Source organism: Cryobacterium sinapicolor (assembly GCF_004403465.1).
Classification (GTDB): domain Bacteria; phylum Actinomycetota; class Actinomycetes; order Actinomycetales; family Microbacteriaceae; genus Cryobacterium; species Cryobacterium sinapicolor.
In genome coordinates this window covers 1-23,774 of sequence record NZ_SOGQ01000062.1, presented here as the reverse complement: position 1 = coordinate 23,774, position 23,774 = coordinate 1, and the positions used below count along the sequence as shown (strand labels likewise).

Sequence of the window (23,774 nt, the reverse complement as noted above, 5' to 3'; positions counted from 1 at the left end):
GTCAGTAGAGGAGCTATCGCCATGGCAACATTCGACTCATCCGGTTCACCCATCAATCGAAACATCGACGACCCTGGCTCTGACGCTACGGTGCCCGAGGGCAGGTCGGTGCCCAACCGCAACGAGGCCGTCGGTCGTGACGAGGCCGTCGGTCGTGACGAGGTCGTCGGTCGCAACGAGGTCGTCGGTCGCGACAAGGCCGTCGGTCGCAACGAGGTCGTCGGTCGAGACAAGGCCCGTTTCGGTGGGATCCAGTGGGGGCCGGCGTTCTTCGGGTGGCTCACCGCGACCGGGACCGCCGTGATCCTCACCGCGCTGTTCGCTGCGGCTGGAGCCGCAGTCGGCCTGGGCGGCGCCGATTCCGCCGACCAGGCTGCCGGAACAGCCGCCGAGAACGCCGACACCATCGCACTGGTCAGTGCGATTGTGCTCGCGGTCGTGGTGTTCGTGTCCTATCTCTGCGGCGGTTACGTCGCCGGCCGCATGGCCCGCTTCAGCGGCATCAAGCAAGGAATCGCGGTCTGGGTGTGGGCGATCGTGATCGCGGCCTTCGTCGGAATCATCGGTGTCATTGCCGGCGGTGAGCTCAACCTGCTGGGAAACCTGAACAGCTTGCCCAGCATCCCGCTCAATCCGGAAGGTCTCACAGCGGGCAGCATCATCACCGCGATCGTCATCGTCCTTGTCAGCCTCGTCGGTGCGATCATCGGCGGACTCGCCGGAATGCGGTTCCACCGCCGCGTGGACCGCGAAGTACTCGGCCGCTGACACCCAACACCAGACACCTGCACGGGCGTCCGGGTGGGCGCAGTTCTGCCCGGTCGCTCCCGTATTTTCGCACCCCATAACTACAAATGCAGCTCAAACGAAAAGAGACCACCATGGCTCGCCTGCTCAAGTTCCTCCCCGTAATCCTGACCCTGGTCACCAAATACCTGCGCAGCCCGCAGGGGAAGGCCGCGATTCAGAAGATTCGCTCGTCGCGCCGTCGGCCGAAGAACGCCCGCACTACCCGCCCCACGTACTGAAGGAGTCCGGCCGGGCTACGATCACCTGCCCCACCCAGCCCAGCCCCACCCAGCCCAGCCCAGCCCCACCCAGCCCAGCCCAGCCCCACCCAGCCCAGCCCAGCCCCACCCAGCCCCACCCAGCCCAGCCCCACGCAGATCCTGACAGCCACCGCCGACGCTGATAAAGACTGGGAAGAGCCTGAGATAGTTGCAGGCGGCCGGTATCGGGCATGAGACTTCGGCCTCGGCAGCCGTCATAAGTAGTACCTGACCCTGTACACACTCGTACGGGAAGACGAATCACCAATGAGGAGTACTCCGTGACTGGACGCAATACCGTTGTTCGAAGCCTGCACGATGTGGGATTGGCGCTGTGGGCCGGGGGTGCCTTGATGGGCGCCGTCGGGCTCAACGGGAGCGCGTCAACCGCGAAAGACCCCCGCGAGCGCGTGGCTCTGGCGAGTGAGGGGTGGAAGCGGTGGGCGCCGGTTCAGGTCGCAGCTCTTGTCGCCCATGGCGTGGGTGGCGCAGGCCTGATTCTCGGAAACAAGGCGCGTCCGGCCGGCCAGCCGGAAGGCCGCACGAACACGATCGTGAAACTCGCCCTCACCGGTGTGGCTGCCGGCACAACTCTGTACTCCGGGATTCTCGGCAAGAAGATGAGCGACCATTCGGGGGAGGCCACCGACGGAATCACCGAGGCCGGTCCGGGTACGTCTGCACAGCTGGAGGCCCAGCAGCGACAGCAGCGGGTGCTGCAGTGGGTGACCCCCGCTCTCACGGCGATCCTGATCGTGCTCGCCGCTCAGCAGGGTGAGCAGCAGCGACCGGTTGCCGGGTGGATGGCGCGATTCGCACCACACTCTCGCTAGCCGGCAGGTGGGGGCGACACGTCGCCCCGAACGAATTCGACGGAGATTCTGGCCAAATCGCCCCTTATCGGCCCGAAATGGCAGTTTTCAACGAGATTCTCCGTCGAATTCGTTCTGCACCGGAGGTGCAGCTCCACGGCCGAGCAGCGGCCACTCCGTGGTGCAGGCGACTGAGCCTGTGCGGGAGCGACACCACCAACCGAACAGGGCTCACAGACCTAGGCCTCGGTCACTTGACCGTCGTCCACCTGCCAGTGCCGGTCCGTGTGCACGTTGGCCAGCATCCGTCGGTCGTGGGTGACCAGAAGCAGCGTTCCCCCGTAGGACTCGAGGGCCTGCTCGAGCTGCTCGATGGCGGCCAGGTCGAGGTGGTTCGTGGGCTCGTCGAGGACCAGCAGGTTGATACCGCGTGCCTGCAGCAGCGCGAGGCCGGCGCGGGTGCGCTCACCGGGGGAGAGGTCGACGGCCGCACGGTTGACGTGGTCGGCCTTGAGTCCGAACTTCGCGAGCAGGGTGCGCACCTCGGCCGTGGTCAGGTCGGGCACGAGCTCCTCGAAGCTGATGGCGAGAGGCCGGGTGCCGTCGAGTTGGGCCCGGGCCTGATCGATTTCGCCGATACTGACGCTGGCACCGAGGCTGGCCGTGCCGGCATCCGGAGCCTGGTGGCCCAGGAGCGCGCGCAGCAGCGTGGACTTGCCGGCACCGTTGGGTCCGGTGATGCCGATGCGCTCTCCCGCGTTGACCTGCAGCGACACCGGCCCGAGGGTGAAGTCACCCTGGCGGAGAACCGCGTTGCTCAGCGTGGACACCACCGAGCTCGACCGCGGCGCGGAGCCGATCGTGAAGTCGAGCTGCCACTCCTTGCGCGGCTCGTCGACCTCCTCGAGGCGCACGATGCGGCTCTCCATCTGCCGCACCTTCTGCGCCTGCTTCTCGCTGGACTCGGCGGATGCCTTGCGCCGGATCTTGTCATTGTCGGGCGCCTTCTTCATGGCATTCCGCACACCCTGGCTCGACCATTCGCGCTGCGTGCGGGCCCGACCCACAAGATCGGCCTTCTTCTCGGCGTACTCGTCATAGTGCTCCCGCTTGTGCCGGCGGGACGTCTCACGCTCCTCGAGGTAGGAGTCGTAGCCGCCGCCGAAGACCCGGTTCGCGCCCTGCGCGAGGTCGAGTTCGAGCACCCGCGTCACGCAGCGGGCCAGGAACTCGCGGTCGTGGCTGACGAGCACCACCCCGCCGCGGAGGCCGGTGACGAAGGACTCCAGGCGTTCCAGCCCGTCGAGGTCAAGGTCGTTGGTCGGTTCGTCGAGCAGCACGATGTCGAAACGTGACAGCATCAGTGCGGCCAGCCCCACCCGGGCTGCCTGCCCGCCGGAGAGGGACGTCATCGGAATGTGCTCGGCGAGCTCGGTGCCGAGGGTGAGACCGAGGTCGGCGAGCACCCCTGGCATCCGTTCGCCCTGATCGGCGGCGCCGCTGGCCAGCCAGCGCTCAAGGGCCGCCGAGTAGACGTCGGCCGGGTCGAGCCCATCGGGACGCGGGCTCGGTGACGCATCGCCGAGAGCGGATGCCGCTGCATCCATCTCGAGGGTCGCCTGGGCGCAACCGGTGCGCCGGGCGATGTAGCCGGCCACGGTCTCGCCGGGAACACGTTCGTGCTCCTGGGGGAGCCAGCCGACGAAGGCATCGGCCGGGGCGAGGTTGACGGTGCCGGATTGAGGCTCGACCAGGCCCGCGAGCAGGCTCAGCAGCGTGGATTTGCCCGACCCGTTCACGCCGACGACACCCACGACGTCACCGGGCGCGACGGTGAGGTCGAGCGAATCGAAGAGAGTGCGGTGCGCGTACCCGCCGGCCAGGCCCTTGGCCACGAGTGTTGCGGTCATTCGTTCATTTTCTCAGATCGGGGCCGAGGATGCGTGCGCCGCGTGGTCGGTGCCGTCCGGTGCCGAGGGATCCGGCCCAGCCCAGGGCATCCGTCGGCGTAAATTCGGAGAAAATCCCGACGCGCCGTTCCTTCGGGCCGGGTCACCCCAGACGCCAAACCCGGCGTGTCGCGAAAACCTCCGAAATTAGCGACGCGACGGATGCGACAAAGACTCAGACCGGTGCCGGCGCCGGTTCCGCCTGCCTCCGAGCCCGAGCCCGAGCGTTCGCGGGGGCGCTGGCAGCGGCCGAAGCAAGAGCCGGAGCCAGACGGGAAGCCGGAACGACACCGAAAGCGGGCGCGGGCGCGAGGGTGAGGATACTCTCCAGGAGCAGTGCCGCGGAGTTGCGCCGGAGGGTCAGCACCACCCGCGCCTCGTGCGGATTCTGCCCGGCGGGAACCCCGGCCGTCGCTCCCTCCACCTTGGCGAAATGGGTCTGGCCGTGGCGCGGGCCGGCGCTCATGTCGACGCGGACGCGCAGGGTGGGGGCCCGTTCGGCCTCGAGGGCGCCGGTTGCGAAGGCCGCGGCGAGGGAGTTGTGCAGGGCGAACCGCCGCGTGCTCGACTGCTTGCCGCACTGTGTCAGGCAGGTGCCGAGCATCGCGGCCAGCGCCTGCTGGGTCAGGCCCGAGGAAGCCGCGAGCGCCCGCCGGTGGGTTTCGTCGAAGGTGTGCGGTGCCGTCGCGTCGAGCGGGATCAGGGTCACCGGCCAGCTGGCGGCGAACACGTCCGCGGCGGCAGTGGGATCGGCGGCGATGTTGCCCTCGGCATATTTGCCGGCGTTGCCGGGCGCGAAAGCGGACCCACCCATGATGGTGACCCTGCGAACAAGCCGGGGCAATTCCGGGTCGAGGCAGAGCGCCTCGGCCAGGTTCGTCAGCGGGCCGACCGCGATGATCTCCAGCTCACCGGGATACTCGTGCGCCAGCCGGATCAGCAGCTCCGTGGCGCTGTCGTCGACCGGGCGCCGGCGCGGGCGGGGCAGCAGAACGTCCCCGATCCCGTTGCGGCCGTGCATGTGGGCCGCCCCGCGACGGGAGATCCCGCTGACAGGCTCCCAGGCACCGACCGCGACCGGGATGTCGTCCCGACCGGCGGTCGCCAGAAGGCTCAGGGTGTTCGCCGCGGCGACGGCCGGGTTGACGCATCCGTTCACCGTGCCGACGCCGACCAGACGGATGCCCGCCGTCGCCAGCAGGAAAGAGAGCGCCACCGCATCGTCGATCCCGGTGTCGCAGTCGAGGTAGATCGGGCGGCGGCGGGGAGCCATAGTGGGTGTCATCGTTGACCATCCGTTCTGATCGTGCTGATGGGTAGAAAAGTGCAGGTGCTCATGCGCCGATCCTCTCGGCGGGGCGCAGGACGAGGGAGGCCAGGAAGGACGCCAGGGTGAGACCCGCGGAGATCCACAGGGCCGTCTGGAAACCGGCGACCGTTCCCGTGGCCACGACCGGGGCCACGAGGGCGATGCCGGTGCCGATGCCGATTCCGAAACAGGCGCCGTTCAGGCCGGGCAGGGCCCCGCGGGCCTCGGGCGGTGAGTTGAGCACGGAGACTCCGTTCACCGAACTCTGGAACAGGCCGAGGTAGAAGACGCCCATCACGATGAGCAGGCCGAAGACCAGCCAGCGGTCCAGCGCGAAGACGGCCAGGCCCACCGTGATCAGAACGATGACGCCGCTGCTCAGCCGCAGCGAGCTGATCCAACCGATCCGCACGGCGATCCAGCCGGAGAAGATCGCCGCGGTGACACCGACGAAGGCGGTCGGGGTGAGGTAGAGCAGCGCTGACATCGATGCGGAGAGCCCGTAGCCCACCTGCTGGTTCTGGCTGAGCATGACCACGGTGAAGTTGAGTGCGGAGAACACGCCGGCCAGGGTGAGCACCGTGGAGAGCAGGAGCGGCCACACCTGCCGGGACCGCAGGGCGTGGATGGGAATGAGCGGCCGCCGGGTGCGGCTCTCGACCAGCACGAAGACAGTGGCGCTGACGACGGCACCGACGAGGTACCCCAGCGTGAGCGGGTCGGCCCAGCCCGACGAGGACGCCTGCGAGATCAGGCTCGTGAGCAGCACCAGGAACAGCGACAGGATGCCGGCGCCCCACCAGTCCATCGACCCGTCCTGGGTGCGCGGCTCATCCCGGGGAACGAAGAGCGCGACGCAGCCGATCGCGACCAACCCGAGGCCGAGGGTGATCACAAACAGGAACCGCCAGCCGATGGTGTCGGTCACGTAGCCGCCGAGGAAGCCGTCGACGCCGAACAGGCCGCCGTTGACCGAGGTGATGATGCCGACGGAGATGCCGAACAGGCGGCTGTTCAGGCGCTCCGAGAGGAGCAGGAAGGAGATCGTGAAGGTGGCGTTGGAGGCACCCTGCAGCACCCGGCCGAGGAGCAGCAGGGGGAGGCTCGGTGCGAGGGCGCAGACGACCGTGCCGATCAGTAGCAGCGTCAGCACGATCACGAGGCTGCGCTTGCGGCCGAGGAAATCACTCCAGCGGGAGAACACCATGCCGAAGACGGCGCCGGATAGGAAGAACACCGACTGCACCCGGGCGACGTCCTGCATGCTCTCGCCCAGCTGGGTGCCGACGGCAGGCAGGGCGGCGGACAACAGGGTGGCATTCAACTGGAAGGTCAGGATCGCCAGAACCAGTGTGCCGATCAACACTCCGGCAGGCCGGGGAGCACGCGGGCGCCCAGGAACGGGAGTGGCTTCGACGGGAAGCACGAGCATGACAAGACTCCTTCATTGGAGCCAACCATAAGGTCGACACACTCAGTGTACATGCTTGTTATACAAGTGCGTGAGATGGCACGGTAGGCTCAACTCACCGACCTGGGGAGAACGAATGGATCGACGCACGGAGGCGGCCCTTTCGGGTCCGCTCGAGACCACTGGAAGCCTGCCGCTGCGAGTCGCGGTCTACTCGCGCCTCACCGAGGCGATCCGCAACGGATCCCTGCCGATCGCATCCCTGCTCCCCTCGGAGTCCGAGCTCGGCACGGCGATGGGCGTCAGTCGCACGGTCGTGCGGGAGGCCCTGATGCTGTTGGAGGAGGACCGCTTCGTGCGCTCGCGCCGGGGCATCGGGCGCTTCGTCGCCGATCGGATGCCTCACCTCGGCTTGCAGAAGATCCGTCCGGTCGAGGAACTGCTCGGCGAGACCGGACCGACCGTGCAGGTGCGCCGCACCCAGACCGCGCTGCAGTCCGCGTCGCCCGCGTTCACTGCCGACGCCATCGGCATCCACGCCGACGAAGCCTCCTGGTTCATCGAGAGCGTCATCACCCGGGGCGGCGCACCCATCGCCCTGGTCCAGGAGCATGTGCCGGGAGAGCGCCTCCGCCTGCTCGGCGAGGCCGCGGTGGCGGCCGTGTCCGAAGACCTGGGGGAAGATGCAGGGCGCAGTGCGCTCGCCGCACTGATGGCGGTGCTCGGACCGAGCTTCGGGCCCGGCGAGACCGACATCACGCTCGGTGTCCCCGGTGCCACCCGCGGCAAGCTGCTCGGGCTGCCTGCCGGAAGTCCGGTGCTCATCCTCACCCAGACGCTCGAGCATGACGGGCGCCCGTTCTACCTGTCGAAGGCCTTGATCAATACGGACTTCGTGCAGCTGGCGATCAGCCACGCGGCGCAGTCCTGACCGGATGCCGGCGGCGGCCCTGGCCAGCGTGCGACGCTCTCGCATCCGATGTAGTTTGTCTGCGCGCGGCGACGCCCTCAAGGCCGAGCCATCGACCAGAACAGGAACACGCATGGATGCTCCCAGCCCTGCCTCCGTCCCCGGCGACACTGCGGTCTCCCTCGAAGGCCGTTCGTTCCGCTTCGATATTTCCGCAGACACACCCCTTCCTCCCGGAAGTTACGTCACTCTCGTCGAGCCGTCAGGGCGCACCTCCCTCGGCCAGGTCGAGACGCGCGACGTCGCCGGCCTGAGCCGGGCCTCCGGCCTTGGGTCACTTCTCGGGGTGATCGAACCGGAGAAACAGCTGAACCAGCGCGCGTCGTCGGCATTCGCCGTCGCGTCGGTGCGGTCGGCCGGCCCGGAGCTGATCGAACTGCTGCACCGGGCCGCCGGCGCCACCCTCGAGATCGGCACGCTGCTCGCCTCGCTCGAGACGCCCGGGCGCCTACTTCCGCACCGCTTCAACCGGCACACCTTCTGGTGCGGCCAAAGCGGTTCCGGCAAGACCTACGCCCTCGGGGTCGTGCTGGAGCAACTGCTCCCGCACACCGACCTTCCGATCGTCATCTTCGATCCGAACGCCGACTTCGTGCGGCTGGCCGAGGTGCGAACGGATGCCCCGACCGCCGACGCCGCCGACCTGGCCGCGCGCGACATCCGGGTTCTGCGCCCCGGGAACGGGCCGGGCGAACACCTGCACGCCCGGTTCCGGTCGCTACCGGTGAAGATCAAGGCGGCCATGCTGCGGCTCGACCCGTTGCTGGACCGGGAGGAGTACAACAGTGTGCTGCACCTGGAGGAGTTCCTGTCGGTCACGGATCCGCGCAGCATCCTCGATCGGCTGCGGGGTTCGACGGATTTGTCGCACCACGCCCTCGCGCTTCGGATCGAGAACCTCGGTCTGCTCGATTGGGCGGTCTGGGCCCTGAACGAGACCGCGGCCACCGAGATCATCGACACCCGGCCCGCGGCCACCGTACTGGATCTGGGCGGCTTCCAGTTCGCGGAGGAACCGCTGGTGGCCGCCGTCTCTGTGCTCGACCACCTCTGGGCGCACCGGGAGGAGCGCCGGCCGGTGCTGCTCGTGATCGACGAAGCCCACAACCTGTGCTCGCCCGACCTGGACAGCCCGCTGCAGAGGGTGCTGCGGGAGCAGATCATCCAGATCGCCGCAGAGGGCCGCAAGTACGGGCTGTGGCTGCTGTTGTCGACGCAGCGCCCGTCGAAGATCCACCCGGGCATCATCTCGCAGTGCGACAACCTGGTGCTGATGAAGATGAGTTCCCCGGCCGACCTGGCCGAACTGGGTGCCGTCTTCGGCTTCGCCCCACCCGCGTTGCTGGCCCAGGCGCCGCGGTTCCGCCAGGGGGAAGCCCTGTTCGCCGGCGGCTTCGTGCCTGCCCCGAGCGTGGTGAAGATGCGGGACAGAATCACCTACGAGGGCGGAATCGACGTGGGTGTGCCCCTGCGCGCACGGCCCTGACCCGTCCAGCGGGCCGTCCGCTCCGGTGCGAGCGCGGTGAACCGGGGGACAACCCGGGCGTTACGGCCGGAGCGGCCTTCGTGCGCTTCGGCCGACCTGCCTAGAGCCGGTGCTCCGTCAGCCAGTCCACGAGCACGCGCTGGAAATCTGCCGCCCGTTCAACGGGCGGCAGATGTGCCGTGTCGCGGAAGGTGAAGCCGGTGACATCCGGGAGCGTCGACAGGAGGTACTCGTATTCGGCCAGATGCGGGGTGATGTCGAATTCGCCGATCGAGACGAACACGGGCACCTCGATGTCGCTGACCTGGTTGAACGCCGGCGGCTCGAGCGGAATCGGTGTCGGGGACTCTTCCGCATGCGCGGCGTTGACCCGGTTGAGCCCGTAGGCCAGGGCCACGAATTCGGGGTCGAGGTCGGCTTCGGCGCGCAGTGGACCGAATGCCCAGAGAGCCACTTCGAGGCGCGCCAGCCGGTGCCAGTCCTGGGCGTCGAACGCGGCATCCAGTTCGTCGAACCGGGCGTCCTCGAGTTCGGTCAGTTCGACCTCGGGGAACCCGCTGGGCCCGGCGCCCACGGTAACGAGGCCGTCCACCCGGTCGGGGCTCTCCACGGCCAGGTCGATCGCCGTCCCGCCGCCGCGCGAGCACCCGATCAGCGTGGCCGACGCCACCCCGAGGTGGTCGAGAACCGCGCGGGCGTCCGCGCGAGCGGAGAACGCCACGTTTTCGGTGGTCGTCTGGCCGCAGCCGCGGCCGTCGAAACGGATGACGAAGTGGCCGGCAGCCAGCGCGTCGATCTGCGGGTCCCACATCCGCAGGTTCGCGATGCCGGCGTGCAGCAGCAGGAGCGCAGGTGACGATACGTGGCCCGTCGTCTCGTAGTAGAGCGACGCGCCTGGAACGGTGAGGTGAGGCATGATTCAGCGTAGGCGCGCGGCGGGTGCCGCGGCAAGGAAATCACCGTGAGCGCACGAATCTGGGACCGCGGGATACCGACGGCCCGAGCCCGGGTGATGGGTGTGCAGGTGGACGGAATGTCATCCATCGGGGCAGGAATCACGCTTCATAGATCGACGCCGTTTGATGAGTTGGTCGTCTACCGCTCGCGGCCACGGCGTGGCCCCATGATTTGGCCCGATGATCTGGGACCAGAGGATCCACCTCCCGTCGCTCGCTGGAGATGGATGCCACATTAGTGTCCGTATATCCGGCCGAACTTTGAACTAAGGTTAGCCTTACCTGAACTACCTGCGGGTGAAATTTCGACCAGAGACAGCCGTGCGCACCGACAAAACAAATGAAGCATTCCCACCCGCAACGTTATGCGCGGTAGAACCACTCATGAGCACCCAACGCGACCCGGCGGGTGGTTCTGAGGCTCTGAGGCTCTTCTCCGGAGATCCCTCCGCGACTGCCCTTGTGACCGCGAATGAAACCATAACCTACGCCGAACTGGACGCACTGGTCCGTGACCGGCAGGAATCATTGGGAGACGGCCGCCGACTCGTCATGGTGTCGTGTGCGAACGCCCTGGAGCCTCTGGTGACATATCTCGCCGCGCTCGCGGCGGGCCATCCAGTCCTCCTCGTTGCAGGAGACGGGGACGAGCCGAGCCAGGAGCGGAACAGGAACGGGCTCATTGAGCGTTACGACCCTGACGTGATTTTGGCACCCGTCGGTAGCGAATGGCGTCTCGAGGAGCGACGCGACGGAAGCCGGCACACGTTGCACCCTGAGCTGGCACTGCTGCTCAGCACCTCGGGCTCGACAGGATCGCCGAAACTCGTTCGGCTGTCACGCGGGAATGTGCGCAGCAACGCGAAGAGCATCGCCGAATACCTCGCCCTGACCACGCAAGACAGGGCCGCCACAACCCTGCCGATGCATTACTGCTACGGGCTCTCAGTCCTGAACAGCCACCTGATCTCCGGGGCGAGCCTGCTCCTCACCGAGCGTTCGGTGGTCGAGCCTGCATTCTGGAGCGAGTTCGATGCGGCAGGGGCCACCTCTTTCGCCGGTGTTCCCCACACCTTCGACCTTCTCGATTCGACCGGGTTCGCTGGGCGCCAACATTCGAGCCTGCGCTACATCACGCAGGCCGGCGGCCGGCTCGGCCCCGACCGGGTGCGCGACTACGCCCGGATGGGGCAGGAGCGTGGATTCGATTTCGTCGTTATGTATGGACAGACAGAGGCGACCGCACGGATGGCCTACCTGCCGCCGGAGTTGGCGGCGACCCGGCCTGAATCCATCGGAATCCCGATACCGGGCGGGCAGTTCCGCATCGATGACGCCGACGAGGACTCGGTCGGCAACCTCGTGTACACCGGGCCGAACGTCATGATGGGCTACGCGGAGAGCCCGGAGGAACTCGCCGCCGGACCGACAGTGAAAGATCTGCGAACCGGCGATCTGGCCCGCCAGCACGACGACGGACTCTTCGAAATCGTCGGCCGGAGCAGTCGCTTCGTCAAGATATACGGCCTGCGGATCGACCTCGACCGGGTCGAACAGCTCCTGGGCGATGACGGTGTCGAAGCGAGGGCGGTGAATCTGGAGGAACGCCTCGTGGTCTTCGTTCGAGAGCGGTGGGCCCTCGGGCTTGTCGCGCCGATCGCCGCGGAGGCGCTTGGCTTGCCCGCACACATCGTCCGGGTGCACCGCATCGAGGCGTTCCCCCTGACGTCCAGCGGCAAGCCGGACACCGCGAGTCTGCTTCGGGAGGCGGCGCTCCTCGAGCGAAATGTTCCGCTGGTGGATCGCCCAGGCACCGTGACGGCGGAAAATATTCGGGCGCTCTACTCAACCCTTCTTGACCGCCCGGATGCGATCGTTGACGACAGCTTCGTCACGCTGCACGGTGACTCGCTCAGTTACGTCGAGGTCTCGGTGCGGCTCGAGCAGATGCTCGGCATGCTCCCCAGGGATTGGCCCGCGAAATCGGCCCGGGAGTTGGCCGGTCACGGAAACGTACCGTCCGGGGCGCGGCCCCGACGGTCCCTGGCGCGCATGGAGACATCCGTATTGCTGAGGGCCATCGCCATCACGCTCATCGTGGGGACGCACGCCACCCTCTTCCACGTGCAGGGTGGTGCTCACCTGTTGCTCGGAATCCTCGGCTATAACCTGGCCCGATTCCAGTTCGCCGATGTGCCTCGGCCAGTGCGTCTCGGAAAGCTGGTTCGCAGCGCCGTCCAGATCTTCGTCCCGGCCGTGCTGTGGATCGGTGGAGTGGCCCTGATCGGCGGGATGTATGAACCCGCGACGGTCTTCATGCTGCACAACCTGCTCGGTGGCGACGAACGCTGGACGGTGCAGTGGCAGTACTGGTTCCTGGAATCCGTCGTGTGGGCGATCCTTGGCTTGGCGCTTCTCTTCTGCGTGCCCCAGCTCGACCGGATCGAACGCCGATACCCCTTCGTCTTCGCTGCGTTCTTCTTTGCGGGGGCGCTTCTGCTTCGACTGCTGCTGGTCGGAGGAGTCGAGGCAGGACCGACCGAACGGTATTCGCTGCCGATCGTGCTCTGGCTCATAGCTCTCGGATGGCTCATCGCGCGTTCCACGGACGTCAAGCGGCGGGTGCTGAGTTCGGCGATCGTCGTGCTCTCCGTTCCGGGCTTCTTCGGCGACCCGGCGCGCGAGGCGATCACGATCGGGGGACTTCTTCTTCTGCTCTGGATTCCGGCCGTGCCCCTCCCGCGGATTCTGGTGCCGGTGCTGGGCGTTGTGGCCTCGGCATCGTTGTTCATCTATCTCGTCCATTGGCAGGTCCTCACGCTTCTCGGGGACGACGTACCGCTGCTCGCCACACTTGCCTCCTTCGCAGTGGGTATCCTCGCCTGGCGAGGGTATTCCGCACTGAGCACTAGGTGGACCCGTCGTCCGGCGGTCGCGCCCCGCAAGCTATTGACCCATGTATTCGCGACACGAACATCGACCGGTCGCGGCCGGAATCGATGAGCGCATCGCTTCCGGCGATGAGTTTGGGCTGGATGAGCGGGGCACGGTTCGGGGCGAGGTCGGGGGTGGTCAGAACCGCGGGAGACGCCGGGCCCCGATGAGCAGCCAGAAGATCATGGCGGTCTCGCCGACGAACCCGAACAGGCCGAAGGTCGGGGTGAAGCCGGGGAGGACGACCAGGCCGATGAGGTCGGCAATGTAACCGATTCCGGCGATGCCGATCAGGATTCCGAAGATCTTCGGCATGAAGCCGGAGCGGATCGCCAGGTAGGCGATCAGGAGGAGATGCACCCCGAACAGGCCCAGGGCGGTGTTCCAGATCGACGAGAACGACTCGATGTCGGCCAGCGCCGCGTCGGGGGTGTCGAGGGTGGTGAACGCGAGCAGGAGTCGGCTGAGCGCGACCATCAACCACACGGCGTAAGCGGTCCTCGTCAGCCCGGCAACAACGGAGAGAGCGTTGTTGACGGGCTTGAAGAGCGCGTAGGTACCGGCGGCGGCGACAATGTCCAGCACGGCTACGACACACAATGCGCCGATCCCGGCGAGCCACAGTCCCGGCGAGGCGGAGATCGCGGCGGTCGTCTTCGCCTCATCACCGACGGTCACAAGGCCGTTGATGGCGATGAAATAGCCGAAGACCGAGAGGAACACCATGGCCGTGATGGCGGTGCCCGCCAGGAGGGCTCCGGTTCGCTGGGACCAGCGGGAGGGGTTGAGGGTGAACGCCTGTGCCGGGGCGGGGGGCGAGGGGCGAAGTTGAGTGGTCATGGCTCGGGTCCTTACGATGTCGGAGAAAACTTACGGCGTATGTTTATAATGTAAGTAAGTTATACGTACGTGGTAAGGTTTGTCAACGGAGACGAGTGCAGGAGAGAAACTTGGCAGCACCACGGGAAGCAGGGCCCTCACCCCGAGTTCGGTTGAACCGTGAGCGGGTGATCGCGGCCGCCGTGCGTCTCGCCGACGCTGGGGGGCTCGAGGGCCTCACCATGCGGCGTCTGGGTGAAGACCTGAACGTTGAGGCCATGTCGATCTATAACCATGTGGCCAACAAGGATGACCTCATCGACGCCATGGCTGATGCGATCTTCGGCGAGATCGCATTGCCGTCACACAGCGACGAGTGGAAGCCGGCCATCCGAAAGCGGTCGATCTCATTCCGGGAGGTCCTCGCCCGTCATTCATGGGCGACAACTGTGCGTGACTCCGGAACCAACCCGGGACCGGCCACCCTCCGGCACCACGACCGGGTGATCGGAACCTTCCGCAACGGCGGTTTCTCGGTTGAGAAGACGGCCCACGCGTTCTCGGCTGTCGACAGCTATATCTACGGGTTCGCGATGCAGGAGAAGAGTCTGCCCTTCACCACGCCGGAAGAAACGGCAGCGATGGCCGCGGTCATGCTGGCGCAGCTGCCCACAAGCGAGTACCCGTACCTGGCCGAGCTCTTGGCAGACCACGTGTTGAAGCCCGGATACTTTTACGGGGACGAGTTCCTGGTCGGGCTCGACCTCATGCTCGACGGACTCGAGACCCTGCGAGACACCGACTAGCCCTCAGAACGGCGCGGCCTCGGCTGCAGCTTCCGAGTCGGACTCCGGGGGCGGCGGGCTTCGGCGTCGCTTTGGCCGTCGCTCTGGCCGTCGCTTCGGTCGTCGCGTTGGTCGACGCCGAGCGGATGACCGTGGCCGGTTGTGGCAGCCCGGGAACCGGCAGGTCTTGTCCCGCACCCAAAGGAACCGTTTCAGGTCCTCCGGCACCGCGTACCGATCCCGGCCCACCGACAGCCCCCGTCTCCGGATGCACCAGAAATCGGGTGAAACTCGGCGCCCCGGCCGTCACCTACACCGTGGTGGCGTCGTCGACCTGGCCGACGAGTTCCTCGATGATGTCCTCGAGGAACAGCACGCCCGTGGCCACCCCGTCGGCGTCGAACGACGTGGCCACGTGCGCGCCGAGGCGACGCATCGACGCCAGGGCGTCCTCGAGTTCGCTGCCCCGGAACACGGACGCCAGGCGACGGATGCGCTTGGCCGGTACCGGCTCCGTGAACCTGCTCCCGGAGGTGAGGTCCATCACGTCCTTGAGGTGCAGGTAGCCGGACGGCTCACCGTCATCGTCGGTGAGGATGTAGCGCGAGTACCCGTGGCGGGCGACCGCCCGCTGGATGTCGGCGGGCGACGCGGACGCCGGCAGGCAGACCATGTCGCCGATCGGCACCTCCACGTCGGAGACTCGCTTCGAGGTGAACTCGAACGCGGCGGAGAGGGTGCCTGAGGCATCCGACAGCAGGCCCTCACGGGTGGACTGCTCCACGATGCCGGCCACCTCGTCGAGGGTGAACGCGCTGGTCGCCTCGTTCTTCGGCTGCACCTTGAACAGGCGCAGAACCCCGTTCGCCAGCCAGTTGAGGCTGACGATCACCGGGCTGAAGATGCGGGCCACGAGCACGAGCGGCGGCGCCAGGAGGAGCGCGGCGCGGTCGGGCACGGAGAAGGAGATGTTCTTGGGAACCATCTCGCCGAACACCACGTGCAGGAAGGTCACCAGCGCGAGCGCGATTCCGAACGCGATCAGGCTGATCGCACCCGCGGAGAGCCCGGTCAGGCCCAGCGGGATCTCGAGAAGGTGGTGGATGGCCGGCTCGGAGACGTTCAGGATGAGCAGCGAACACACGGTGATGCCCAGCTGGCTGGTCGCCAGCATCAGGGTGGCGTGTTCCATCGCCCAGAGGGTGGTCTTTGCGGCCTTGCTGCCGCGCGCGGCCAGTGGCTCGATCTGCGACCGGCGGGCCGAGATCACGGCGAACTCGGCCCCTACGAAGAACGCGTTGACGATCAACAGCACGACGAGCCAGATCAGGCCCGGCCAGTACTCACTCATGGATCAGGTCCTTCTGGATTCGGGTGCCGATTCGGTCGTGCGGGGTGGCCAGTCTCGGGTCATGCTCCGGGTCCGACGGGGTGTAGCGCAGGCGCTGGACGCGCACGCCGTCGACCCGTTCGATGCGGAGGATGCCGCCGTCGACGGGGACCTCGTCGCCGAGCTCCGGAATGCGGTCGAGCTGGTCGGCGATGAAACCGCCGACCGTGTCGTAGTCACCGTCCTCGGGCACGGTCACGCCGACCCGGTCGAAAAGTTCGTCCGGCCGCCAATCGGCGTCGAACGTGACCGAACGGCCCGAACGGATGACGCCGGCACGGGCCCGGTCGTGCTCGTCTTCCAACTCGCCCACGAGTTCCTCGACCAGGTCCTCGAGGGTGACGATGCCGGCCGTTCCGCCGTATTCGTCCGCGACGACCGCGATCTGGAAGCCCTGCTTGCGCAGCATCCCGAGGAGCGTGTCGACGGCCATCGACTCGGGCACGCGCAGTGCTTCCACCTTCAGGTCGTCGGCGGTGACCCGGTCGCGCCGGTCCAGTGCGACCGCGAAGGCCGCCTTGACGTGCAGCACCCCGACGATGTCGTCGGAATCCCTGTCGATCACGGGAAAACGGGAATAGCCGGTGGCCGTGGACAGGGCCACGATGCTCGCAGCGGTGTCTGTGACCTTGACCGACGACATCCGTACCCGAGGGGTCATCACGTCGGCGGCGGAGTGGTCGGCGAACCGCAGGGTGCGGTGCAGCATGGCAGCGTGGTCGTTGTCGAGCACACCCTCGAGTGCCGACCGGCGCACGAGGAAGCTGAGTTCCTCGGCGCTGCGGGCACCCGAGAGCTCCTCCTTCGGCTCGATGCCGACCAGGCGGATCAGGGCGTTGGCGGTGTTGTTGAAGAGCAGGATGACGGGCTTGAACACGGCGGTGAACACGGCCTGCGGGGGCACCACGATCTTGGCGGTGGCCAGCGGCACGGCCAGGGCGAAGTTCTTCGGCACGAGCTCGCCGATCACCATGGAGAACAGGGTGGCCACAGAGATCGCGATGATGGTGCCGAGCACGGGCACGAGGCCCTCGGGCACGCCGGCGCCGGTGAGCGGCCCGGCCAGCAGCGTGCTGATCGCGGGCTCGAAGGTGAACCCGGTCAGCAGCGTGGTCAGCGTGATGCCGAGTTGCGCGCTGGACAGGTGCGTGGAGGTGATCTTCAGGGCCTTGATGGTCGGGCCGAGGCGCTTCTCGCCGCGTTCGCGGCGGGCCTCGAGCTCGTTACGGTTCAGGGTGACCAGGGAGAACTCGGCGGCGACGAAGATGCCCGTTCCAACGGTGAGGAGAAGTCCGACCCCCACCATCGCCCACTCAAACAGCATGTGACCCTCTCGGATTCACAGGCGGGATGTCGAGGTGCGGCTGGATGGGCGAAGGTTTATCAGGGTCCATTAGGCCAGCTAGACTACCGGCCGATCTGCGACCGAGGCTGGGAAAATGCCGGTGGTCGCCGGGGCCCTCGTCGCGGCGACGGGAATCGTCGTGCCGGCCGCGGTGATGGCGCCGCTCGAACTGCTGGGCGGCGCGCCTGTTCCCGGGTGCGACAGGGGGTTACCCTGTCGACATGAAAGAGGACACTGGTGCCCACGGGCACGGCCTGGGCGCCCGATACGTGCACTTCATCGACCGGATGAACGGCAAGCTGGTGCGCGCGATGGGCCCGGCGAATGTGGGGCCGTACGATGCGGTCGTGACGAGAATCGGTGAGGCGGTATGTCCGGTGTGCGGCAGGCCGATGGCCGAGCACAGCATCGATCACTCCACCCCGAACGCGATTCTGAACTGCCCGGCAGAACACAAACCCGAGCCCCCAGGGCATCCGGTGAACGAGTTCGGGATGTCCAAACCGCCCCGCTGATGCCCCGGATGCCCCTGATGCCCCCTGATGCTGGGGCGCTACTGGGTGCGTGCTGCCCCGGTCGCCGCGGCCGCGGAGACCGTGGGCACCGCGGGCGCCACGTAGTCGTCGTGGGCCTGTGCCACGGCGAGATCGAATTCGGCGTCGATCTCTGCGGACGCCTTGTAGGTGGCCAGCGAGACGGCCACGGCAACCAGCAGGCTGGCGATGAAACCCGGGACGATCTCGTACATGGTGGCGCTCAGCGGGGAGTTGCCCCACGCGAAGACGACGACCGCGCCGGTGACCATGGAGGCCAGTGCGCCCCAGGTGGAGAGCTTCCTCCAGTACAAGGAGAGAATGACCACCGGGCCGAACGCAGCACCAAAACCGGCCCAGGCGAACCCGACCAGCTCGAGGATGGTCGCATCGCGGTTCAGTGCGATCAGTCCGGCGACGAGCGCGACGAGCAGCACGCCGAGACGTCCGAGCATGATCAGCTGCTTCGGGGACGCGTCCTTCTTGCCCACGATCTTGTACAGATCCTCGACCAGCGCCGAGGAGCAGACGATCAGCTGCGACGAGATGGTGCTCATGATGGCGGCGAGTACGGCGGCCAGTACCAGGCCGGCAACGAACGGGTGGAACAGAATCTGCGACAGCAGCAGGAAGACCGTTTCCGGGTTCGACAGAGTCACGTTGGGGTTCTGCTGGAAGTAGGCGATGCCGATCAGTCCGGTGGCGATGGCCCCGAGTGCGGTGAGGATCATCCAGCCGATGCCGATCCGGCGGCCGGCCTTGGCGTCCTGGGCCGTGCGCAAGGCCATGAAACGCACGATGATATGCGGCTGGCCGACGTAGCCGAGGCCCCAGGCTGCGGCGGAGATAACGCCCAAAACGGATCCGCCGGCGGTCAGTGAGAGCAGGTCGGGGTTGACCTCGCGAAGGGAGTCGAGGGTGGCGGTGAAACCGCCGGTGGCGTTGAGGGCCACCACTGGGACGACGATGAGCGCGACGAGCATCAGGATGCCCTGGGCCACGTCAGTGAGGGTGGCGCCGAGGAACCCGCCGAACAGCGTGTAGAGCAGGGTGACCCCGGCGACGATCAGCATCCCGACCAGGAAGGTGGAGCCGAAGGAGTTCTCGAAGAATACGCCGCCGGCGACCATGCCGGAGGAGACGTAGAACGTGAAGAACACGAGGATGATCACGCCGGAGACCGAGCGGAGCAGGCGTGACTTGTCCCTGAGCCGGTTCTCGAAGAAGCTCGGGATGGTGATCGAGTTGTTGGCGACGTGGGTGTACGAACGCAGTCGCGGGGCCACGAACTTCCAGTTCAGCCAGGCGCCGATGGTCAAGCCGATGGCGATCCACGCCTCCACCAGGCCGGACACGTAGATGGCGCCGGGGAGGCCCAGCAGGAGCCAGCCGGACATGTCCGAAGCGCCGGCGCTCAGCGCCGCAGTGGCGGGTGTCAGGCCGCGGCCCGCCAGCATGTAGTCGTCGAGATCCTTGGTCTGCCGGAAGGCGAACCAGCCGATCGCGATCATGGCGGCGAGGTACAGGGTAATCGCCACTAGCTGGAAAGTCTGATCCGTCATTGGATTCCTTTATTCGGATGCCCGGGGTGCGGCATTCGGATGCCCGGAGTGCGGGCGGTGCAGGGGATAAGTATCACAGACAAAGAGGGACCCCCTTAACGGGGCGCCGCGGGCCGTCGCTGCAGCCAGGGACGCAGCATCCGGGTGATCTGGGGCATGACGAGGAAGGTCATGGCCGGCGCCATGACGAACGTCGTGATCAGGATCTTGGGCAGGATGTCCACGTCATGCCACCCCGGGATGAGCCAGGTCGCGAGCAGGGTGAAGGCCAGATTCGAGGGGAAGAAACCCAGGCCGATGCTCACGGCCTGCTTCCAGCGCGGCACCTGGAACGATGGCGGGGCGTCGATGTCGTCGTCGTCGGACACCGGGGCGTCGAACCAGCCCTCGATGCCCGTGCGCTTCTCCACGCGGGCATCGAGGATGAGGTCATGGCCGTCGATCAGCCAGTGCGCCCGCTCCTCGGAGCCCTCCCAGGCGTCCAGCAGGTCGGAGTTCGCGAATCGGTAGAGCATGTGCCAGCTGAGGGAATCGGCGGTGGCGCGCACCCAGCCCGAGCCGAGGAAGCCCGGGAAGTCGCTGGCCAGGTCCATGCCCCGTTGAGCCCAGCGGGTGGCCTCAGGGATTCGGGTCGGCTCGACGCGACGGGTGACGGAAACGGTGACGGAGGTCGCGGGGAGCGCTTGAGGCGTTCCCGTGGCTTTCCCTGTGGGTGCGGAAGACATTGTGCAAGTATCGCCGCCGCACTCGCTCGCGCCGTTGCCGTCTCGTTTCCGGCTCGTTGCGCTCCGCTCGTTGCGCTCCGCCGGCCGGGTGCAACCGAGGACGGCTAGAAGATCATCGGGCGGTCGTCGTCCTCGCCCTCGAGGGCCAGCTCCACGACCACGGGCACGTGGTCGCTCGGGGCATCGCCCTTGCGCTCATTGCGGTGGATGCTCGCAGCGGTCACCAGATCGGCGAACGCGGGGGAGCCGAGGACGAAGTCGATCCGCAGGCCCTCGTTGCGGGGGAATCGCAGCTGCTTGTAGTCCCAGAAGGTGAAGCCCTCCGGCGCCAGCGGGCGCACGACATCGAGGATCCCCTCCGCCTCGAAGGCGTGGAACGCGGCCCGCTCGGGCTCGGAGATGTGGGTCGATTGGCCGGGAACGAAGCTCGGATCGCCCATGTCGGTGTCGAACGGGGCCACGTTCCAATCGCCCATCAGTGCGAGGGCCAGCTGCGGGTCGCGGGCCAGTTCGTCGTGGGCGTGCGCGCGCAGGCGCTCGAGCCAGTCCAGCTTGTAGGCGAGGTGCGGGTCGCCCAGAGCGCGTCCGTTCGGGACGTACAGGCTCCACAACCGCAGGTCCTCCACCGTGACGCCGAGCGCCCGGGCCTCGAGCGGCAGGCCGGGACCCTCCTGACCCTTCAGGAAGCCGGGCATGCCGGGGAAGCCGGTTTCGACATCCGTCATCTCGTGGCGGCTCGCGAACGCCACGCCGTTCCACTGGCTGATGCCGTGGATGGCGAGCTCGTAGCCGGCGTCCTCGAACGCCTGCGCAGGGAACTGCTCGGGCTTGCACTTGATCTCCTGCATGGCGAGCACGTCGATGTCCTCGCGCACCATCCAGTCGACGACTCGGCCGACTCGTGCACGGATGGAGTTGACGTTCCAGGTGGCGATGCGCATGCGCCCAGCCTATTTGACGGATGCCCGGCGACGGATGCCGGGGGTCCCGGGAGGGGGAGCGGGAATTCTTGGAGGCGGAAGTGACAGGATTGGGGCCAACGACGAGAAGGCAGGGCGGTACCCATGACGGATTTGCAGATCGGCTATGCGGCGATGCTGGAGCAGTTCGCCCCCGCGGAAGCGGTGGCCCTCTCGGCCTACGCCGAGGAGCACGGGTTCACCGGGGTGATGGCGGCCGACCACTTCCAGCCGTGGGTGCCCGCCCAGGGTGAGTCCTCCTTCGTCTGGAGCGTGCTCGCCGCGATCGGTGAGCGCACGAAGGGCGATCTCGGCCCCGGCGTCACCGCGCCCACGTTCCGGTGGCACCCGGCCATGGTGGCGCAGGCCTCGGCGACCCTCGCCTCGATGTACCCCGGTCGGCACTGGCTCGGCCTCGGCTCCGGCGAAGCGCTCAACGAACACATCGTGGGCGAGTACTGGCCGGAAGCCCCCGAGCGGATCAACCGCATGTTCGAGGCCATCGAGATCATCTCGAAGCTGTTCACGGCGTCGATCGCCGGCAAGGACGTCAAGCACTCCGGCCAGTTCTACAAGCTCGAGTCGACCCGGCTCTGGACCATGCCCGAGGTGGCACCGGAGATCCTCGTCGCCACTGCTGGCCCGGTCACCGCCAAGCGCGCCGGGCGGCACGCCGACGGCCTGATCACGGTCGGCGCCCCGCTGGAGAAGATCTCGATGCTGTTCGGCAAGTTCGACGACGGCGCCCGCGATGCCGGCAAGGACCCGGCGACGATGCCCAAGGTGCTGCAGCTGCACATGAGCTGGGCCGAGACCGACGAGGAGGCCATGCGGAACGCGCTGGTCGAGTGGCCGAACGGCGGAATGAAATTCCCGAAGGCGGACATCCGTTCACCGTTCGAATTCGAGCAGATCGCCAAGCTCGTGCGCCCCGAGGACTTCGAGGGTCGCATGATCATCTCGGCCGACCCCGACGACCACCGTGCGTACATCCAGAAGTTCGTCGACCTCGGCTTCGACCGCATCTACCTGCACAATGTGGGCCGCAACCAGCGCCAGTGGATCGACGTGTTCGGCCGCGACGTGCTGCCGAAGCTCAAGCGCTAGCCGTGACCGATCAGGTTCCCGCGCCTCTGCCTGACGGCGCGCTGAGCGTCTTCGTGCTCGAGGGCATCGGTGAGGTCGGGGCCGGCGACGACCTGGCCGTGCTCATCGCGGGAGCGGCCGGCGCGCGGCTCGAGCACGGGGACATCCTCGCGGTGACCAGCAAGATCGTGTCCAAGGCCGAGGGCCGGCAGGTCGCGGCCGCCGACCGCGAGCAGGCGATCACCGACGAGACCGTGCGGGTGGTGGCGACCCGCGCGTTCCCGGGCGGGGTCACCCGCATCGTCGAGAACCGGCAGGGGCTCGTGATGGCCGCGGCCGGCGTCGACGCGAGCAACACCCCCGACGGCACCGTGCTGCTGCTGCCGGTCGACCCGGACGCCTCCGCCCGCGCGCTCTGCCAGGCCCTGCGCACGAGCACCGGGCTGCGCCTCGGCCTGATCATCACCGACACCGCCGGCCGCCCCTGGCGGGAAGGCCAGACCGACATCGCGATCGGCGCGGCCGGCGTGGCCGTGCTCGACGACCTGCGGGGCACGGATGACGCGTTCGGCCGCCGCCTGGACGTCACCGTCGCCGCCGTGGCAGACGAGATCGCCGGCGCGGCCGACCTCGTGAAGGGCAAGACCAGCGGCCACCCCGTGGCCGTGCTGCGCGGGCTCGGGCGCCTCGTGGGCGAGCTCGACGAGGTGGACGCGCGCGGCTCTGTGGTTGCGGGTGGCACTGTGGACGCGCGCGGCGCGACCCGGCTGCTGCGGCCGAGCGCGAACGACATGTTCCGGCTGGGGAGCGCCGAGGCGCACGCGGAGGGTTTTGCCGACGGGTACGCGGCGGGGCTGGCCGCGGCATCCGCCACTCCATGAGCTGGGTCGCGATCGTGCCGGTGAAGGGAAACCCCGGGGCGAAGAGCCGGCTGGGCGAGCGGCCCGATCGGGCCGGGCTGGCGGATGCGTTCGCGCTCGACACGGTCGGTGCTCTGCTCTCGGCGCGCGGCATCGACCGGGTTCTGGTGGTCACCGGCGACGGCGAACTCGCGGTCCGGCTCGCCGATCTCGGGGCCGACATCGTGCGCGAGGACCCGGTGCGCGCCTCGGCAGCGCCGACCGATCCACTGAACGCGGCCATCCGGCAGGGTCTGCTGGTCGCCCGCGCGGCGTTTCCGCAGGCGAACCTGGCCGTGCTGACCGGCGACCTGCCGGCGCTGACGCCCGCGGATGTCGAGCACACCCTGCGCCTCGCCGCCGGGCAGGAGCGCAGTCTCGTGCCCGATGCCGCCGGAGCCGGCACCACGACCCTGCTCGCGCTCGCCGGAATCCCGATCGAACCTCGTTTCGGGGTGGGGTCCCGGGCCGCCCATGAGGCCGCCGGGCATGTGCCGCTCGGGCTGCCGGCATCCGTCTCGATCCGTCACGACGTGGACACCGCCGCCGACCTCGCGGTGGCGCAGCGCCTCGGCCTCGGGCCGCACACCCGGCTGCTCGTCGACGGAGCTCCCGGGGCGGCCGCCTCGCGCTGACCGGTCCGGCCGCAGCGCTAAAGCCGGAGATTCTTCGGAAACGCCGCCTGAGCGGGGCTGGGGTGACCCAGTGTTTCCGGACAGTCCTCCTGAATTCAGGATTGGATAGACAAATGGAACACGAGAAACACAAGCACTTCAGCCCGGAGTTTCGGGCTGC

Annotated in this window: 21 protein-coding genes; 11 read left to right on the top strand and 10 right to left on the bottom strand. The window is 67.6% G+C overall.

Annotated features, from left to right (window positions below; translation table 11 throughout):
* Positions 1-21 precede the first annotated feature (21 nt).
* The 3 genes from E3T28_RS12360 to E3T28_RS12350 all read left to right on the top strand — a co-directional run bounded on the left by E3T28_RS12360 (position 22) and on the right by E3T28_RS12350 (position 1,882).
* On the top strand, positions 22-768 hold the full coding sequence (locus E3T28_RS12360; RefSeq protein ID WP_134431653.1) for a hypothetical protein: 747 nt from the start codon (positions 22-24) through the stop codon (positions 766-768).
* 86 nt (positions 769-854) lie between these two features.
* Positions 855-1,028 (top strand): hypothetical protein, encoded by a 174-nt coding sequence (locus E3T28_RS16920; RefSeq protein ID WP_166787021.1) that lies wholly within the window; start codon positions 855-857, stop codon positions 1,026-1,028.
* A 302-nt stretch (positions 1,029-1,330) separates the two neighbouring features.
* Entirely contained in the window at positions 1,331-1,882 is a 552-nt protein-coding gene (locus E3T28_RS12350; RefSeq protein WP_134431648.1) for a hypothetical protein, read from the top strand.
* A 218-nt stretch (positions 1,883-2,100) separates the two neighbouring features.
* On the opposite strand, the gene E3T28_RS12345 is transcribed toward E3T28_RS12350, so the two are convergent.
* From E3T28_RS12345 to E3T28_RS12335, 3 genes are all read right to left on the bottom strand, one after another.
* Entirely contained in the window at positions 2,101-3,771 is a 1,671-nt protein-coding gene (locus tag E3T28_RS12345) for an ABC-F family ATP-binding cassette domain-containing protein (RefSeq protein ID WP_134431645.1), read from the bottom strand.
* Positions 3,772-3,985: 214 nt separating this feature from the next.
* Positions 3,986-5,095 (bottom strand): nucleoside hydrolase, encoded by a 1,110-nt coding sequence (locus E3T28_RS12340; protein ID WP_241979324.1) that lies wholly within the window; start codon positions 5,093-5,095, stop codon positions 3,986-3,988.
* A gap of 49 nt (positions 5,096-5,144) precedes the next feature.
* Complete coding sequence (locus E3T28_RS12335; RefSeq protein ID WP_134431642.1) at positions 5,145-6,551, bottom strand: MFS transporter; 1,407 nt, start codon at positions 6,549-6,551, stop codon at positions 5,145-5,147.
* Between the two features lie 115 nt (positions 6,552-6,666).
* On the opposite strand from E3T28_RS12335, the gene E3T28_RS12330 reads away from it, so the two are divergent.
* The gene (locus E3T28_RS12330; protein ID WP_134431639.1) at positions 6,667-7,461 is read left to right on the top strand and encodes a GntR family transcriptional regulator; all 795 of its coding nucleotides are present in this window, start codon (positions 6,667-6,669) and stop codon (positions 7,459-7,461) included.
* 112 nt (positions 7,462-7,573) lie between these two features.
* Positions 7,574-8,986, top strand: a complete 1,413-nt coding sequence (locus E3T28_RS12325) for an ATP-binding protein (RefSeq protein ID WP_198417199.1) — start codon at positions 7,574-7,576, stop codon at positions 8,984-8,986.
* A gap of 100 nt (positions 8,987-9,086) precedes the next feature.
* Here the strand turns inward: E3T28_RS12325 and E3T28_RS12320 are convergent, their stop codons facing one another.
* Positions 9,087-9,902, bottom strand: coding sequence for an alpha/beta fold hydrolase (locus E3T28_RS12320; RefSeq protein ID WP_134431636.1), 816 nt, complete (start codon positions 9,900-9,902; stop codon positions 9,087-9,089).
* A 424-nt stretch (positions 9,903-10,326) separates the two neighbouring features.
* On the opposite strand from E3T28_RS12320, the gene E3T28_RS12315 reads away from it, so the two are divergent.
* Positions 10,327-12,945 (top strand): AMP-binding protein, encoded by a 2,619-nt coding sequence (locus E3T28_RS12315; RefSeq protein WP_134431633.1) that lies wholly within the window; start codon positions 10,327-10,329, stop codon positions 12,943-12,945.
* Positions 12,946-13,014: 69 nt separating this feature from the next.
* Here the strand turns inward: E3T28_RS12315 and E3T28_RS12310 are convergent, their stop codons facing one another.
* The gene (locus E3T28_RS12310) at positions 13,015-13,716 is read right to left on the bottom strand and encodes a DUF4386 domain-containing protein (RefSeq protein WP_134431630.1); all 702 of its coding nucleotides are present in this window, start codon (positions 13,714-13,716) and stop codon (positions 13,015-13,017) included.
* A gap of 167 nt (positions 13,717-13,883) precedes the next feature.
* On the opposite strand from E3T28_RS12310, the gene E3T28_RS12305 reads away from it, so the two are divergent.
* Positions 13,884-14,501: a TetR/AcrR family transcriptional regulator gene (locus E3T28_RS12305; protein WP_241979323.1), complete on the top strand. Its 618-nt coding sequence runs from the start codon at positions 13,884-13,886 to the stop codon at positions 14,499-14,501.
* Between the two features lie 289 nt (positions 14,502-14,790).
* Here the strand turns inward: E3T28_RS12305 and E3T28_RS12300 are convergent, their stop codons facing one another.
* Positions 14,791-15,831: a hemolysin family protein gene (locus E3T28_RS12300; RefSeq protein WP_134431627.1), complete on the bottom strand. Its 1,041-nt coding sequence runs from the start codon at positions 15,829-15,831 to the stop codon at positions 14,791-14,793.
* Complete coding sequence (locus E3T28_RS12295; RefSeq protein WP_134431731.1) at positions 15,824-17,191, bottom strand: hemolysin family protein; 1,368 nt, start codon at positions 17,189-17,191, stop codon at positions 15,824-15,826. Before E3T28_RS12295 ends, E3T28_RS12300 begins: the two co-directional genes overlap by 8 nt.
* Before the next feature lie 245 nt (positions 17,192-17,436).
* On the opposite strand from E3T28_RS12295, the gene E3T28_RS12290 reads away from it, so the two are divergent.
* Entirely contained in the window at positions 17,437-17,730 is a 294-nt protein-coding gene (locus E3T28_RS12290; RefSeq protein WP_134431624.1) for a hypothetical protein, read from the top strand.
* Between the two features lie 38 nt (positions 17,731-17,768).
* On the opposite strand, the gene putP is transcribed toward E3T28_RS12290, so the two are convergent.
* The 3 genes from putP to E3T28_RS12275 all read right to left on the bottom strand — a co-directional run bounded on the left by putP (position 17,769) and on the right by E3T28_RS12275 (position 20,976).
* Entirely contained in the window at positions 17,769-19,310 is a 1,542-nt protein-coding gene (putP, locus tag E3T28_RS12285; protein WP_134431621.1) for a sodium/proline symporter PutP, read from the bottom strand.
* A 95-nt stretch (positions 19,311-19,405) separates the two neighbouring features.
* Complete coding sequence (locus tag E3T28_RS12280) at positions 19,406-20,035, bottom strand: putative antibiotic biosynthesis monooxygenase (RefSeq protein ID WP_134431618.1); 630 nt, start codon at positions 20,033-20,035, stop codon at positions 19,406-19,408.
* Positions 20,036-20,139: 104 nt separating this feature from the next.
* On the bottom strand, positions 20,140-20,976 hold the full coding sequence (locus E3T28_RS12275; RefSeq protein ID WP_134431615.1) for an exodeoxyribonuclease III: 837 nt from the start codon (positions 20,974-20,976) through the stop codon (positions 20,140-20,142).
* A 123-nt stretch (positions 20,977-21,099) separates the two neighbouring features.
* On the opposite strand from E3T28_RS12275, the gene E3T28_RS12270 reads away from it, so the two are divergent.
* From E3T28_RS12270 to cofC, 3 genes are read left to right on the top strand one after another with little or no spacing between them, the layout of a single operon-like run.
* On the top strand, positions 21,100-22,101 hold the full coding sequence (locus E3T28_RS12270) for a TIGR03557 family F420-dependent LLM class oxidoreductase (RefSeq protein WP_134431612.1): 1,002 nt from the start codon (positions 21,100-21,102) through the stop codon (positions 22,099-22,101).
* Between the two features lie 2 nt (positions 22,102-22,103).
* Positions 22,104-22,961, top strand: coding sequence for a coenzyme F420-0:L-glutamate ligase (gene cofE / locus E3T28_RS12265; protein ID WP_241979322.1), 858 nt, complete (start codon positions 22,104-22,106; stop codon positions 22,959-22,961).
* On the top strand, positions 22,958-23,614 hold the full coding sequence (gene cofC, locus E3T28_RS12260; protein WP_134431606.1) for a 2-phospho-L-lactate guanylyltransferase: 657 nt from the start codon (positions 22,958-22,960) through the stop codon (positions 23,612-23,614). Before cofE ends, cofC begins: the two co-directional genes overlap by 4 nt.
* Positions 23,615-23,774: the final 160 nt, after the last annotated feature.

Bases quoted from the DNA above. Each gene is read 5' to 3' on its own strand.
- E3T28_RS12360 (WP_134431653.1), top strand. From the start codon at position 22: ATGGCAACATTCGACTCATCCGGTTCACCCATCAATCGAAACATCGAC.
- E3T28_RS16920 (WP_166787021.1), top strand. From the start codon at position 855: ATGCAGCTCAAACGAAAAGAGACCACCATGGCTCGCCTGCTCAAGTTC.
- E3T28_RS12345 (WP_134431645.1), bottom strand. From the start codon at position 3,771: ATGACCGCAACACTCGTGGCCAAGGGCCTGGCCGGCGGGTACGCGCAC.
- E3T28_RS12340 (WP_241979324.1), bottom strand. From the start codon at position 5,095: ATGACACCCACTATGGCTCCCCGCCGCCGCCCGATCTACCTCGACTGC.
- E3T28_RS12335 (WP_134431642.1), bottom strand. From the start codon at position 6,551: ATGCTCGTGCTTCCCGTCGAAGCCACTCCCGTTCCTGGGCGCCCGCGT.
- E3T28_RS12330 (WP_134431639.1), top strand. From the start codon at position 6,667: ATGGATCGACGCACGGAGGCGGCCCTTTCGGGTCCGCTCGAGACCACT.
- E3T28_RS12325 (WP_198417199.1), top strand. From the start codon at position 7,574: ATGGATGCTCCCAGCCCTGCCTCCGTCCCCGGCGACACTGCGGTCTCC.
- E3T28_RS12320 (WP_134431636.1), bottom strand. From the start codon at position 9,902: ATGCCTCACCTCACCGTTCCAGGCGCGTCGCTCTACTACGAGACGACG.
- E3T28_RS12315 (WP_134431633.1), top strand. From the start codon at position 10,327: ATGAGCACCCAACGCGACCCGGCGGGTGGTTCTGAGGCTCTGAGGCTC.
- E3T28_RS12310 (WP_134431630.1), bottom strand. From the start codon at position 13,716: ATGACCACTCAACTTCGCCCCTCGCCCCCCGCCCCGGCACAGGCGTTC.
- E3T28_RS12300 (WP_134431627.1), bottom strand. From the start codon at position 15,831: ATGAGTGAGTACTGGCCGGGCCTGATCTGGCTCGTCGTGCTGTTGATC.
- E3T28_RS12290 (WP_134431624.1), top strand. From the start codon at position 17,437: ATGAAAGAGGACACTGGTGCCCACGGGCACGGCCTGGGCGCCCGATAC.
- putP (WP_134431621.1), bottom strand. From the start codon at position 19,310: ATGACGGATCAGACTTTCCAGCTAGTGGCGATTACCCTGTACCTCGCC.
- E3T28_RS12280 (WP_134431618.1), bottom strand. From the start codon at position 20,035: ATGTCTTCCGCACCCACAGGGAAAGCCACGGGAACGCCTCAAGCGCTC.
- E3T28_RS12275 (WP_134431615.1), bottom strand. From the start codon at position 20,976: ATGCGCATCGCCACCTGGAACGTCAACTCCATCCGTGCACGAGTCGGC.
- E3T28_RS12270 (WP_134431612.1), top strand. From the start codon at position 21,100: ATGACGGATTTGCAGATCGGCTATGCGGCGATGCTGGAGCAGTTCGCC.
- cofC (WP_134431606.1), top strand. From the start codon at position 22,958: ATGAGCTGGGTCGCGATCGTGCCGGTGAAGGGAAACCCCGGGGCGAAG.